This is a genomic window from Agromyces capsici, assembly GCF_058349965.1.
The window spans coordinates 632,205-645,846 of the sequence record NZ_JBYRET010000002.1 but is presented as its reverse complement, the minus strand read 5'-3'; the positions used below and the strand labels follow the sequence as shown (position 1 = coordinate 645,846).

Genomic DNA, 13,642 nt, shown 5'->3' with positions numbered 1-13,642 from the left:
GCCGGATGGCGCGGGTCAGATGGCGAAGGCTCGTGCGTTCGCGGGGATCGGGCTCGGCAGCTGCGTCTCACCCTCAAGGTAGCGGTCGACGGCCGCGGCCGCAGCACGGCCCTCGGCGATCGCCCACACGATGAGGGACTGGCCGCGACCGGCATCGCCGGCGATGAACACGCCGGGCTCCGAGGTCGCGTAGTCGGCGCCGCGGGCGAAGTTGCCGCGGTCGGTGGCCTGCAGGCCGAGCTGGTCGTTCGCCGCGTCCGTCTCGGGACCGGTGAAGCCGAGCGCGAGCAGCACGAGGTCGGCGGGGATCTCGCGCTCGGTGCCCGCCTTCGGCACGCGGCGGCCGTCGAGGTACTCGGTCTCGGCGACGCGGATGGCGCGGACCTCCCCCGCCTCGTTGGCGAGGAACTCGACCGTCGAGGCGAGGTACTGGCGCACGCCGCCCTCCTCGTGCGCGCTCTGCACCTCGAACAGCGTCGGGTGCATCGGCCACGGCTGCTCGGCCGGCCGCGTGGGGCTCGGCTGCTTGCCGATCGCGAGGTTCGTGACCGAGAGCGCGCCCTGGCGGTGCGCGGTGCCGATGCAGTCGGCGCCGGTGTCGCCGCCGCCGAGGACCACGACGTGCTTGCCCTCGGCCGTGATCTGGTCGAACACGTCCTCGCCGGCGATGCGGCGGTTCGCCTGCACCAGGTACTCCATGGCGAAGTGCACGCCCGGCAGGTCGCGGCCGGGGATCGGCAGGTCGCGCGGGACGAGCGCACCCGTGGCGACCACTACGGCGTCGTAGCGGCGGCGGAGCTCGTCCCACGAGAGATCGACGCCGATCTCGACGCCCGCGCGGAAGCGCGTGCCCTCGGCCGTCATCTGCGCCAGGCGCGCGTCGAGGACCTTCTTCTCCATCTTGAAGTCGGGGATGCCGTAGCGCAGCAGGCCCCCGATGCGGTCGTCGCGCTCGTACACGGCGACCGTGTGGCCCGCGCGCGTGAGCTGCTGCGCCGCGGCGAGGCCGGCGGGACCCGAGCCGACGACGGCGACGGTCTTGCCGGTCAGGCGGCCCGGCGGCTGCGGCTGCACCCAGCCGTTGCCGAACGCCTGATCGGCGATCGAGACCTCGACCTGCTTGATGGTCACGGCCGGCTGGTTGATGCTGAGCACGCAGGCCGACTCGCACGGCGCCGGGCACAGCCGGCCCGTGAACTCGGGGAAGTTGTTCGTCGCGTGCAGGCGATCGCTCGCCGCGCGGCCCTCGCCGCGCCAGGTGAGGTCGTTCCACTCGGGGATCAGGTTGCCGAGCGGGCAGCCCTGGTGGCAGAACGGGATGCCGCAGTCCATGCAGCGTCCGGCCTGGCGGCGCACCTGCGCCGGGTCGCCGGCCTCGTAGACCTCTTTCCAGTCCATGATCCGCACCGGCACGGGGCGCCGCTTGGGCAGCTCGCGCTCGGTGACCTTCAGAAAGCCCTTCGGGTCAGCCACCCGTCACCTCCAGAATGCGAGTCCAGACCACGTCGCCGTCGGGGTCGAGCCCCTCGTCGACGGCGGTCTGGCGGGTGCGGAGCACCGCGGCGTAGTCGCGCGGGAGCACCTTGGTGAAGCGGTCGAACGCGGAATCCCCCTCGGCGAGGAGGGTGGCCGCGACCGCGGAGTCGGTGTGCTCGAGGTGCTGCTCGAGCAGGTCGCGCACGATCTCATGGTCGGCGCTGCCGAGCGGATGCAGCTGCAGCTCGCCGCTCGAGAGGGCCTCGCGGTTCACGCGCGGCTCGGCGAGGTCGAGCACGTAGGCGGTGCCGCCCGACATGCCCGCGCCGAGGTTGCGGCCCGTCGCGCCGAGGATGAGCGCGAGGCCGCCGGTCATGTACTCGAGCGCGTGGTCGCCCACGCCCTCGACGACCGCGGTCGCCCCGGAGTTGCGCACCAGGAACCGCTCGCCCACGATGCCGCGGATGAACATGCTGCCCTGCGTGGCGCCGTAGCCGATCACGTTGCCCGCGATGACGTTGCGCTCGGCGACGAAGCCGGCCTCGCGCGACGGTCGGACGATGATCTGTCCGCCCGAGAGCCCCTTGCCGACGTAGTCGTTCGAGTCGCCCTCGAGGCGAAGCGTGATGCCGCTGGGCAGGAACGCGCCGAGCGACTGGCCCGCGGAGCCCGTCAGGGTCACGTCGATCGAACCGGTCGGGAGCCCCTGTGCGCCGTGCCGCACGGTCACCTCGTGGCCCAGCATGGTGCCGACCGCGCGTTCGGTGTTGCGGATCGGCAGCGAGACCTCGATGCGGCCGCCCTGCTCGAGCACGAGCTGGCTGCGCCGGATGAGCTCGTTGTCGAAGTGCTCGTCGAGCTCATGGTCCTGCGCGCGGCTGTTCCGACGCGGGTCGGACTCCGAGAAGTCGGGGCCGACGAGCACCGGCGTGAGGTCGAGGCCCGACGCCTTCCAGTGCGCGACGGCACGGTCGACGTCGAGCAGCTCGCGGCGGCCGATGATCTCGTCGATCGAGCGGTAGCCGAGCTCGGCGAGGTACTCGCGCACCTCCTGCGCGATGAACTCGAAGAAGTTCACGACGAACTCGGGCTTGCCCGTGAAGCGCTTGCGCAGCTCGGGGTTCTGCGTGGCGACGCCGACCGGGCACGTGTCGAGGTGGCAGACGCGCATCATGACGCAGCCCTCGACGATGAGCGGGGCCGTGGCGAAGCCGAACTCCTCGGCGCCGAGCAGCGCGCCGATGACGACGTCGCGGCCGGTCTTGAGCTGGCCGTCGACCTGCACCACGACGCGGTCGCGCATGCCGTTGAGCATGAGCGTCTGCTGCGTCTCGGCCAGGCCGAGCTCCCACGGCGTACCCGCGTGCTTGAGCGAGTTCAACGGGCTCGCACCCGTGCCGCCGTCGTGCCCGGAGACCAGGATGACGTCGGCCAGCGCCTTCGCGGTGCCCGCGGCGACCGCGCCGATGCCGGACTGGCTGACGAGCTTGACGTGGACGCGCGCGCCGGGGTTGGCCCGCTTGAGGTCGAAGATCAGCTGCTTGAGGTCTTCGATCGAGTAGATGTCGTGGTGCGGCGGCGGCGAGATGAGCCCGACGCCGGCGGTCGCGTGCCGCGTGCGCGCGACCCACGGGTACACCTTCGTCGGCGGCAGCTGGCCGCCCTCGCCGGGCTTGGCGCCCTGGGCGAGCTTGATCTGGATGTCGTCGGCGTGCGTCAGGTACATGCTCGTGACGCCGAAGCGACCGGAGGCCACCTGCTTGATGGCGCTGCGGCGCTCGGGGTCGAGCAGGCGGTCGAGGTCTTCGCCGCCCTCACCGGTGTTCGACTTGGCGCCGAGCCGGTTCATGGCGATCGCGAGGGTCTCGTGCGCCTCCTTGGAGATCGAGCCGTAGCTCATCGCACCCGTGGAGAACCGCTTGACGATCGACTCGACCGGCTCGACCTCGTCGATCGGCACGGGCGCGCGGACGCCGGTGCGCAGCGCGAACATGCCGCGGAGCGTCATGAGCTGCTCGGCCTGCGAGTCGACGAGCTCGGTGTACTCGCGGAAGACGTCGTACCGGCGGTTCCGCGTCGAGTGCTGCAGGCGGAAGACCGTCTCGGGGTTGAACAGGTGCGGCGAGCCGTCGCGGCGCCATTGGTACTCGCCGCCGGTCTGCAGGCGCTCGTGCGCCCGCACCGCGACATCCGCCGGGTACGCGACGGCGTGGCGCGAGAGGTTCTCGGAGGCGACCACGTCGATGCCGACGCCGCCGAGCTTCGACGTGGTGCCCGTGAAGAACTCGTCGATGAAGCCCTGCGCGAGCCCGACGGCCTCGAAGGCCTGGGCGCCCGCGTACGACGAGATGGTCGAGATGCCCATCTTCGACATGATCTTCAGCACGCCCTTGCCGAGCGCGGTGATGACGTTGCGCACGGCCTGCTCGGGTGTCACGCTCGCGAGCACGCCCGAGCGCACGAGGTCCTCGCAGGTCTCCATCGCGAGGTACGGGTTGACCGCCGACGCGCCGAACCCGACGAGGAGCGCGACGTGGTGCACCTCGCGGACGTCGCCCGCCTCGACCACGAGGCCGACCTTCATGCGGGTCTCGGAGCGGATGAGGTGGTGGTGCACTGCCGAGAGCATCAGCAGCGACGGGATCGGCGCGAGGTCCTTGGTGGAGTCGCGGTCGCTCAGGACGATGAACGACGCGCCCTCGTCGATCGCCTCGTCGACCTCGCGGCAGAGCTCGGCGAGCCGGGCGCGCAGGCCGTCGGGCCCGTCGTCGACGCGGTAGAGGCCCCGCAGCGTGCGCGACGCGCGGGCGCCGGACGGCGCCGTCATGTGCACGATCTTCGCGAGCTGGTCGTTGTCGATCACCGGGAAGTCGAGCGAGACCTGCCGGGCATGCTCGGGGCCGGCCGTCAGCAGGTTGCGCTCGGGCCCGAGCGAGGTCGAGAGCGAGGTGACGACCTGCTCGCGGATGGAGTCGAGCGGCGGGTTGGTGACCTGCGCGAACTGCTGCGTGAAGTAGTCGAAGAGCAGGCGCGGTCGCTCGGAGAGCACCGCGATCGGCGTGTCGGAGCCCATCGCGCCGAGCGGTTCCTGCCCGGTGGCGGCCATCGGCGCGAGGAGGATCTTGACCTCCTCCTCGGTGTAGCCGAACGTGCGCTGACGGCGATTCACCGAGGCCGGCGGGTGCACGATGTGCTCGCGCTCGGGCAGGTCGGCGAGGCGGATGCGGCTCTCGTCGAGCCAGTCACCCCACGGGGCGGATGCCGCGAGCTCGGACTTGATCTCGTCGTCCTCGATGAGGCGGCCCGCCTCGGTGTCGACGAGGAACATGCGGCCCGGCTGCAGCCGGCCCTTGCGGACGACCTTGCGCTGCGGCACGTCGAGCACGCCGATCTCGCTCGCGAGCACCACGAGGCCGTCGTCGGTGACGACGTAGCGGCCGGGGCGGAGGCCGTTGCGGTCGAGCGTCGCGCCGACGAGCGTGCCGTCGGTGAACACGATCGCCGCCGGGCCATCCCACGGCTCCATGAGCATCGAGTGGTACTCGTAGAACGAGCGGCGGGCGGGGTCGATCTCGGTCTGCTTCTCCCACGCCTCGGGCACCATCATCATGACGGCGTGCGGCAGGCTGCGCCCGGCGAGGGTGAGGAGCTCGACGACCTCGTCGAACGAGGCCGAGTCGCTCGCACCGGGGGTGACGATCGGCATGAGCGGGCCGAGGTCGCCGAGGACCTCGGCCTCGAGCTGCGACTGGCGTGCGCGCATCCAGTTGCGGTTGCCCTGGATGGTGTTGATCTCGCCGTTGTGGGCGATCATGCGGAACGGCTGCGCGAGCGGCCACGACGGGAATGTGTTCGTCGAGTACCGCGAGTGCACGAGCGCGAGCTTCGAGGCGAATCGCTCGTCGGAGAGGTCGGGGTAGAACGGCTCGAGCTGGAGCGTGGTGACCATGCCCTTGTAGACGAGCGTGCGGCTCGAAAGCGACGCGAAGTACAGCTCGAGCTCGCGTTCGGCCCGCTTGCGCAGCCGGAACGTGAGGCGGTCGAGCGCGAGGCCCTCGAGGTGCTCGCCCTCGGACGTCGTCGCGGCGCTGCGCACGTAGAGCTGCTGCACGACCGGCATGGCGGCGCGGGCGAGCGTGCCGAGCTCGTCGGGACGCACGGGGACCTCGCGCCATCCGAGCACGTCGAGGCCCTCGGACGCCGCGATCCGCTGGAGCTGCTGCTTCACGCCGCTCCGCGCGGTCGGGTCGACCGGGAGGAACGCGTTGCCCACGGCGTAGCTGCCGGCCGGCGGCAGTGCGAAGCCCGCGACCTCGCGCAGGAACGCGTCGGGCACCTGGGTGATGATGCCCGCGCCGTCGCCCGTGCCCGCGTCGGAGCCGACCGCGCCGCGGTGCTCGAGGTTGCGGAGCGCGTCGAGCGCGGCCGTGATGATGTCGTGGCCGGCGGTGCCGCGCAGGGTCGCGACCATGGCGAGCCCGCAGGCGTCCTTCTCGGCGGCAGGGTCGTACATGCCCTGTGCGGGCGGCACGGTTCCGAACCTGGAGTGGGGAGGGGGAAGCGACACGTTGGACCGTCCTCGGTATCTCGGTGGCAACGGGGACGACGTCGGCCCACGATGGAGGATTCGCGGCGCTAGGTGCGGCGCCGCGGCGGAGAACGCGGTGGTGGCGGGGCCTCCTAGGCGGAGGCCGAGCGGCTCGAGCTTGTGGCAGCCGGTTCGCCGGGTTCGTTCTCACCCTCGACACCATCGTCGAGAGAGTCAGTGTCGGACTCGGTGTTGTCGTCCGAGTCTACCTCAGCATCTGCGGGCGTCCATTCACGGCCCGGCCGGTACACGCTCGGCTCGATGCCGGGGTGCCGGCGGCGCTGCACGAGGATGATGACGACGCCGATGAGGATCGCGAGGAACGACGCCCAGACGTTCGATCGGATGCCCAGGAACATCTCGCTCGGGTCGACGCGGATGGTCTCGAAGACCGAGCGGCCGACGCCGTACCAGATCAGGTATGCGCCGAACATCATGCCCCAGCGAAGGCGGAAGAACCGCTCGAGTCCGAGCAGCACGACCACGCCGAGGACGTTCCAGATGATCTCGTAGAGGAACGTCGGGTGGAAGAGGGTGCCGTCCTCGAGGCCGGCGGGGAATGCCGGGTTGGTGGACTCGATCTCGAGGCCCCAGGGAAGGTCGGTCGGCCAGCCGAACAGCTCGTGGTTGAACCAGTTGCCGAGGCGGCCGATCGCCTGGGCGAGCAGCAGGCCGGGGGCGAGCGCGTCGGCGAACGACCAGAACCGCAGGCCGGTGATGCGGCAGGCGATGATCACGCCGACCGCGCCGCCGATCAGCGAGCCGTAGATGGCGTTGCCGCCCTCCCAGATGGCGAAGACACGCCAGAGCTCCTGGCCGGCGAAGTAGTCGTCGGGGTGGGTGAGCACGTGGTAGACGCGCGCGCCGATGATGCCCAGGGGCACGGCCCAGAGCACGACGTCGAGCACGATGCCGGGCTCGGCACCGCGCTTGGTGAGCCGGCGCCCGGTCATGATCGTCGCGATGATGATCCCGGCGAGGATGAAGAGCGCGTACAGCTGGATGTTGAGCGTTCCCCACGGGACGGGGATCTCGAGGGTGCGCCACTCCGGGTCGGGGCTCGGGATGCTGATCGGTGCGATCACGCCGGCGTCTGCCTTTCGTCGATGGTGCGGGGCCCGCCGCGCGCGGCGGCCTCGTCGAGACTACTTCACTTGCGGGCGGTGCCGCGCGCCAGCTCGGCCGCGAGGGCGCCGGCCGCGTCGACGCCGCCGTCGGCGAGCGCCTTCACGAGCGCGGAGCCGACGATCGCGCCCTCGGCGTACTCGAGCACCTCGGCGACCTGGGTCGCGGTCGAGATGCCGAGGCCGACGCAGCTCGCCTCGGAGCCCGCCTCGCGCAGGCGGTCGACGAGCGTTCGCGCCGCCTGGTCGACGTCGGTCCGAGCGCCGGTGATGCCCATGGTCGAGACCGCGTAGACGAAGCCGCGGCTCGAGTCGACGGCCTGCCGGAGGCGGTCGTCGGACGAGGTGGGCGCGGCGAGGAACACGCGGTCGAGGCCGGTGCGCTCGGATGCGGCGATCCAGTCGACCGCCTCGTCGGGGATGAGGTCGGGCGTGATGAGGCCCGCTCCCCCGGCGGCCGCGAGGTCGTCGGCGAACCGCTCGACGCCGTACTGCACGACCGGGTTCCAGTAGGTCATGACGAGCACCGGTGCGTCGACGCGCTCAGTGATGCGGCGGACCGCCTCGAAGCCGTGCGCGAGCCGGAACCCGTTCGCGAGCGCCTGCTGCGTCGCAGCCTGGATCACCGTGCCGTCCATGACCGGGTCGGAGTACGGCAGGCCGAGCTCGAGCACGTCGACGCCGTTCTCGACGAGCGCCACGGCGGCGTCGACGCTCTCGTCGAGCGTCGGGAAGCCGACGGGCAGGTACCCGATCAGGGCCCCGGCGGCCTCCTCGTTGCGGCGACGGATGACGGGACCGACGTGACTCACTGTGCTCCCTCGTCGTACAGCCCGAAGTACTTCGCGGCCGTGTCCATGTCCTTGTCGCCGCGCCCCGAGAGGTTGACGAGGATCGTGGCGTCGCGGCCGAGTTCGCGGCCGAGGTCGATGGCGCCCGCGAGCGCGTGCGCCGACTCGATCGCGGGGATGATGCCCTCGGTGCGCGTGAGCAGGCGCAGCGCCTGCATCGCGGCGTCGTCGGTGACCGGACGGTACTGCGCGCGGCCGAGCGCGGCGAGCCACGAGTGCTCGGGGCCGACGCCCGGGTAGTCGAGCCCGGCCGAGATCGAGTGCGACTCGATGGTCTGGCCGTCCTCGTCCTGCAGGAGGTAGCTGCGCGCGCCGTGCAGCACGCCGGGGCGGCCCTTGGAGATCGTCGCGGCGTGGCGGGGCGTCTCGACGCCCTCGCCGCCGGCCTCGAAGCCGTAGAGCGCGACGTCGGCGTCGTCGAGGAACGCGTGGAAGATGCCGATCGCGTTCGAGCCGCCGCCCACGCACGCGGCCACGGCGGTCGGGAGCGCACCGGTCAGGTCGAGCACCTGCTGCCGCGCCTCCTCGCCGATGACCTTCTGGAAGTCGCGGACCATCTCGGGGAACGGGTGCGGGCCCGCGACCGTGCCGAAGATGTAGTTGGTGCTCTCGACGTTGGTCACCCAGTCGCGCATCGCGTCGTTGATCGCGTCCTTGAGGGTGCGCGAGCCGGTCTTGACGGCGATCACCTCGGCGCCGAGCAGCCGCATGCGCGCGACGTTGAGCGCCTGGCGCTCGGTGTCGACCTCGCCCATGTAGATCGTGCAGTCGAGCCCGAAGAGCGCGGCGGCCGTCGCGGTCGCGACGCCGTGCTGGCCCGCGCCCGTCTCGGCGATCACGCGCCGCTTGCCGATGCGCTGGGTGAGCAGTGCCTGGCCCAGCACGTTGTTGATCTTGTGCGAGCCCGTGTGGTTCAGGTCTTCGCGCTTGAGGATGACACGCGCGCCGCCGGCGTGCTCGGCGAAGCGCGGCACCTCGGTGATGATCGAGGGCCGCCCGGTGTAGGTGCGGCCGAGCTCGTCGAGCTCGCGCTGGAACTCGGGGTCGAGCTTGGCGAGGGTGTAGGCCTCGGAGAGCTCGTCGAGCGCGGCGACCAGGGATTCGGGCACGAACCGCCCGCCGAAGTCGCCGAAGTACGGACCGGTCTGGGCACGGAGGGCCATGTCACACCGCCAGGAATGCTGAGAGGTTCGCGATCGGATCGCCCGTGACGAGGGCCTCGCCCACGAGCACGACGTCGGCACCCGCGGCGCGGTAGTGCGCGACGTCGGCCGCCGACAGCACGGCCGACTCGGCCACGCGGATCGCCCCCTCGGGGAAGCGGTCGGCGAGGCGGCCGAACAGGTCGCGGTCGAGTTCGAACGTGGAGAGGTCACGGGCGTTCACGCCGATGAGCCGCGCGCCGAGCCGGGCGGCGCGATCGAGCTCCTCGGCGGAGTGGGTCTCGACGAGTGCCGTCATGCCGAGCTCGGTGATGAGCGCGTACAGTTCGGCCAGGGTGTCGTCGTCGAGGGCGGCGACGATGAGGAGCACGAGGTCGGCGCCCGCGGCGCGCGCCTCGTAGACCTGGTACGGCGTCGCGATGAAGTCCTTGCGGAGCACGGGGAGCGAGACGGCGGCGCGCACCGCCTCGAGGTCGGCCAGCGAGCCGCCGAACTTGCGCCCCTCGGTGAGCACGCTGATCGCGCTCGCACCGCCGAGCTCGTACGTGCGGGCGAGCGCGGCCGGGTCGTCGATGGCCGCGAGCGAGCCGCGCGACGGGCTCGAGCGCTTGATCTCGGCGATGACCTTGACGCGGTCGCCGGGCGCGAGCGCCGCAAGGGCGTCGATGGCGGGCGGGCGCGCGAACGCCGCGGCCTGGACCTCGGCGAGCGGCCGTTCGGCACGACGCGCCTCGGCGTCGGCGACCGAGTTCGCGGTGAGCTCGGAGAGCACGCGTCAGTGCGCCTTCGGCGCGATCTTCGCGCCGTCGACGCCGTACCCCGCACGCGCGAGCGCCCAGCCCACCACCGCGCCGACGACGAGCAGGCCGGCCGACGCCCAGACGAGCCACTGCAGGTCGAGGAAGAACGCGAACGTGCCGATGGCGAAGGCCAGGAGCATGATCACCACGGCGGTCCACGCCGCGGGCGAGTGTCCGTGGCCGGGGTCGGCGTGCTCAGTGCTCATGGTGCTCCTTCGGTGCGGTGATCGGTGAAAGTCTAGCGGGTGCCGTCATGCGGTTCCGGCGCGTCGTCCGTCGGGTCGTCGCCCCGGCTGAGGCCGTCCCAGTCGTCGACGGCGCGATCGGATGTCGCGGCCGGTCGCGACCCGTCGGCGGCGAGCCGCACGCCTCCGCCGTAGCGGCGCGACGTGGGCCACGCGCGCCCGGTGAGGACGACCAGCAGCCCCGCGAGCGCGACCAGCGCGCCACCGGCGATGGCGACGGCGGGCCAGACGCTCGTCACGACCGACGCCGCGAGCTCGGCCGTGGGCTCGGCGCCGGCGACGCCGGTGGCCTCGGCGATCGCGCCGGACACGGCGGCGACGGGGTCGGCGAGCGAGATCGAGGCGGCGAGCACGAGGCATCCGCCCAGCAGTGCCGCGAGCAGGCCGAGGAGGATCCGGATCAGCGGGCCGGCGATCGCGAGGGCCCCGGCCAGGGCGAGTCCGGCGAGTGCGAGTGCGGCGATCGCCGGCGACGCGACCGCGCCGCCGACCTCGAGCGTCGCGGCGCCGCCGGCCGAGGCGCCCTCGACGAGCGTCACCGCGAACCAGGTCTGGCTCCACGCGAGCAGTGCCAGTCCGGACCCGGCGAGGATGCCGACGATCGCGGGCAGCTTCATGCGTTCGGGTCTCACGCGCCGCCCTACCGTACGGGGCGCATCGCGTTGGCGACCGCCACGGCGCGCAGCGGCGCCGCGGCCTTGTTGACCGACTCCTGGAACTCGGACTCGGGGTTCGAGTCGGCCACGAGGCCGCCGCCGGCCTGCACGCGCGCGATCCCGCCCGAGATCGTCGCGGTGCGGATCGCGATCGCGAGGTCGGCGTCGCCGCCGAACCCGAAGTAGCCCACGACTCCCCCGTAGACGCCGCGCTGCGCGGGCTCGAGCTCGTCGATGATCTCGAGCGCACGCGGCTTGGGCGCACCCGAGAGGGTGCCGGCCGGGAAGGTCGCGCGGAACACGTCGATCGCGTTCGCGTCGGCGCGCAGGTCGCCCTCGACGGACGAGACGAGGTGCATGATGTGGCTGAACCGCTCGACGCGCATGAACTCGGTCACCTCGACCGAACCCGCGTCGCACACCTTCGCCAGGTCGTTGCGGGCGAGGTCGACGAGCATGAGGTGCTCGGCCTGCTCCTTGGGGTCGGCGATGAGCTCAGCCTCGAGGTCGGCGTCGTCTTCCGGGGTCGCACCGCGCGGCTTGGAGCCGGCGATGGGGTGCGTGTACACGCGGCCGTCCTCGACCTTGACCAGCGCCTCGGGCGACGAGCCGACGATCCAGTACGGCTCGCCCGCGACATCCTCGAGGTGCAGCAGGTACATGTACGGGCTCGGGTTGAGGCTGCGCAGGACCCGGTACACGTCGATCGGGTGCGCCGTGGCCTGCTGCTCGAAGCGCTGCGAGATGACGACCTGGAAGATGTCGCCCTCGTGGATGTAGTGCTTCGAGCGCTCGACCGCGGCGAGGAAGTCGGCCTTCACGGTGCGGTGCCGGGGTTCGGGCTCGCGCGTGAGGTCGATCTCGGCGAGGTGGGCCTCGGCCGGCTCGGCGAGCGCCGCCTGCAGGCGGTCGAGCCGGGCCTGCGCGTCGGCCCAGAGCGCCTCGGGCGCGTCGCCGAGGTCGTTGAGCACGGATGCCACGAGCTGGACGGTGCCCGTGCGGTGGTCGATCACGACGAGCTCGGAGACGAAGGCGAACGCCTGGCCCGGCACGGAGAAGTCGGCCGGGGGCCGGTTCGGCAGGTGCTCGATCTGGCGGATCGCCTCCCAGCCGATGAAGCCGACGAGGCCGCCCGTGAGCGGCGGCGCGCCCGGCACGTCTTCGGTCGCCCAGCGCGCGTAGAGCGCCTCGAGCGCCGCAAGCGGTGCGAGCGACCCCGACCCCTCGCCGAGGGCGCGCTCGCGCGAGAGGCCCGTGTCGATCCATTCCACCGTGCCGTCGCGGTCGGTGAGCACGCCATAGGACGCGGCGCCGACGAACGAGTAGCGCGACCAGATGCCGCCCTGCTCGGCGGACTCGAGCAGGAACGTGCCCGGGCGGTCGCCGGCGAGCTTGCGGTAGATGCCGACGGGCGTCTCGCCGTCGGCGAAGAGCTCGCGGACGACCGGCACGACACGGCGGCCCGGCAGCAGCGCGACGAAGTCGTCGAAACGGGTGGTGGCGGTGCGCGAGTCCGTCATCGTGCTCCTCCGTGCGGGGCGGGGTCGTCGGGGTCGCCGGCGGCCTCGGCCCGGGAGCCGGGATCGCCCGTCACGACGGCGAGCGGGTCGCCGTCGAAGCAGGTGCGGGTGCCGGTGTGGCAGGCGACGCCGACCTGCTCGACCCGCACGAGCAGTGCGTCGGCGTCGCAGTCGAGCGCGGCGGCCTTCACGTACTGGGCGTGGCCGGAGGTGTCGCCCTTGCGCCAGTACTCCTGGCGCGACCGCGACCAGAAGGTGACGCGACCCTCGGTCAGGGTGCGTCGCATGGCCTCGCGGTCCATCCAGCCGAGCATGAGCACCTCGCCGGTGTCCCACTGCTGGATGATCGCGGGCAGCAGGCCGTCGGCGTTGAACGCGGCGCGGTCGACCGCGGTGGCATTCGGTGCCCAGGCCTCGGAGTCGAACTCGAGCTCCTCGTCGCCGGTCTCGGTCATCGCACGGTCCTTCCGTCGGCCGCGAGCGCCCGCTTGACGTCGCCGATCGTGAGCTCGCCGTTGTGGAACACGGACGCCGCGAGCACGGCGTCGGCGCCCGCCGCGATCGCCGGCGCGAAGTGCTCGACGGCGCCGGCACCGCCCGAGGCGATCACGGGTACGCTCGAGAGCTCGTGCATCAGGCCGACCAGCTCGAGGTCGAAGCCGGCCTTCGTGCCGTCGGCGTCGATCGAGTTGACGAGCAGCTCGCCCGCGCCGAGTTCGATGGCCTGCCGCGCCCACTCCAGCGCGTCGAGGTCGGTCTCGGTGCGGCCGCCGTGCGTCGTCACGACGAAGCCCGATTCGGTGCGGTCGGAGCGCTTGACGTCGAGCGAGAGGACGCACACCTGGGCGCCGAACCGGTCGGCGATCTCGGCGATCAGCCCGGGGCGCGCGATGGCCGCGCTGTTCACGCCGATCTTGTCGGCGCCGTGGCCGAGCAGGCGCGCCACGTCGTCGTTCGAGCGGACGCCGCCGCCGACGGTCAGCGGGATGAAGACCTGCTCGGCGACCTGCTGCACCATGTCGTAGGTTGTCGAGCGGTCGTCGACGGTCGCGGTGACGTCGAGGAAGGTGAGCTCGTCGGCGCCCTGCTCGGCGTAGCGGGCGGCGAACTCGACGGGGTCGCCCGCATCGCGCAGGTTCAGGAAGTTGATGCCCTTCACGACGCGGCCGCCGGCGACGTCGAGGCACGGGATGACACGGACGGCGAGGCTCATGCGGCG

11 protein-coding genes are annotated in these 13,642 nt (G+C 72.1%); all 11 read right to left on the bottom strand.

Annotation, left to right across the window (positions count from 1 at the left end; genetic code table 11):
• Nucleotides 1-15: 15 nt before the first annotated feature.
• Nucleotides 16-1,473 (bottom strand): glutamate synthase subunit beta, encoded by a 1,458-nt coding sequence (locus AC3RKB_RS16785; protein WP_491437378.1) that lies wholly within the window; start codon nucleotides 1,471-1,473, stop codon nucleotides 16-18.
• Nucleotides 1,466-5,989, bottom strand: coding sequence for a glutamate synthase large subunit (gltB, locus tag AC3RKB_RS16780; protein WP_491437876.1), 4,524 nt, complete (start codon nucleotides 5,987-5,989; stop codon nucleotides 1,466-1,468). The genes AC3RKB_RS16785 and gltB overlap by 8 nt, the downstream gene beginning before the upstream one ends.
• A gap of 167 nt (nucleotides 5,990-6,156) precedes the next feature.
• Nucleotides 6,157-7,149, bottom strand: coding sequence for a prolipoprotein diacylglyceryl transferase (lgt, locus tag AC3RKB_RS16775; protein ID WP_491437377.1), 993 nt, complete (start codon nucleotides 7,147-7,149; stop codon nucleotides 6,157-6,159).
• A gap of 65 nt (nucleotides 7,150-7,214) precedes the next feature.
• Nucleotides 7,215-8,000 (bottom strand): tryptophan synthase subunit alpha, encoded by a 786-nt coding sequence (gene trpA, locus AC3RKB_RS16770; protein ID WP_491437376.1) that lies wholly within the window; start codon nucleotides 7,998-8,000, stop codon nucleotides 7,215-7,217.
• The gene (gene trpB, locus AC3RKB_RS16765) at nucleotides 7,997-9,202 is read right to left on the bottom strand and encodes a tryptophan synthase subunit beta (protein WP_491437375.1); all 1,206 of its coding nucleotides are present in this window, start codon (nucleotides 9,200-9,202) and stop codon (nucleotides 7,997-7,999) included. Before trpB ends, trpA begins: the two co-directional genes overlap by 4 nt.
• A 1-nt stretch (nucleotide 9,203) precedes the next feature.
• The gene (gene trpC / locus AC3RKB_RS16760; protein WP_491437374.1) at nucleotides 9,204-9,974 is read right to left on the bottom strand and encodes an indole-3-glycerol phosphate synthase TrpC; all 771 of its coding nucleotides are present in this window, start codon (nucleotides 9,972-9,974) and stop codon (nucleotides 9,204-9,206) included.
• 3 nt (nucleotides 9,975-9,977) lie between these two features.
• Entirely contained in the window at nucleotides 9,978-10,208 is a 231-nt protein-coding gene (locus tag AC3RKB_RS16755) for a DUF6704 family protein (RefSeq protein ID WP_491437373.1), read from the bottom strand.
• Between the two features lie 32 nt (nucleotides 10,209-10,240).
• Entirely contained in the window at nucleotides 10,241-10,864 is a 624-nt protein-coding gene (locus tag AC3RKB_RS16750; RefSeq protein ID WP_491437372.1) for a Trp biosynthesis-associated membrane protein, read from the bottom strand.
• A gap of 23 nt (nucleotides 10,865-10,887) precedes the next feature.
• Nucleotides 10,888-12,423, bottom strand: a complete 1,536-nt coding sequence (locus tag AC3RKB_RS16745) for an anthranilate synthase component I (RefSeq protein WP_491437371.1) — start codon at nucleotides 12,421-12,423, stop codon at nucleotides 10,888-10,890.
• The gene (hisI, locus tag AC3RKB_RS16740) at nucleotides 12,420-12,878 is read right to left on the bottom strand and encodes a phosphoribosyl-AMP cyclohydrolase (RefSeq protein WP_491437370.1); all 459 of its coding nucleotides are present in this window, start codon (nucleotides 12,876-12,878) and stop codon (nucleotides 12,420-12,422) included. Before hisI ends, AC3RKB_RS16745 begins: the two co-directional genes overlap by 4 nt.
• Nucleotides 12,875-13,636, bottom strand: coding sequence for an imidazole glycerol phosphate synthase subunit HisF (gene hisF / locus AC3RKB_RS16735; RefSeq protein WP_491437369.1), 762 nt, complete (start codon nucleotides 13,634-13,636; stop codon nucleotides 12,875-12,877). The genes hisI and hisF overlap by 4 nt, the downstream gene beginning before the upstream one ends.
• Between the last annotated feature and the right edge of the window lie 6 nt (nucleotides 13,637-13,642).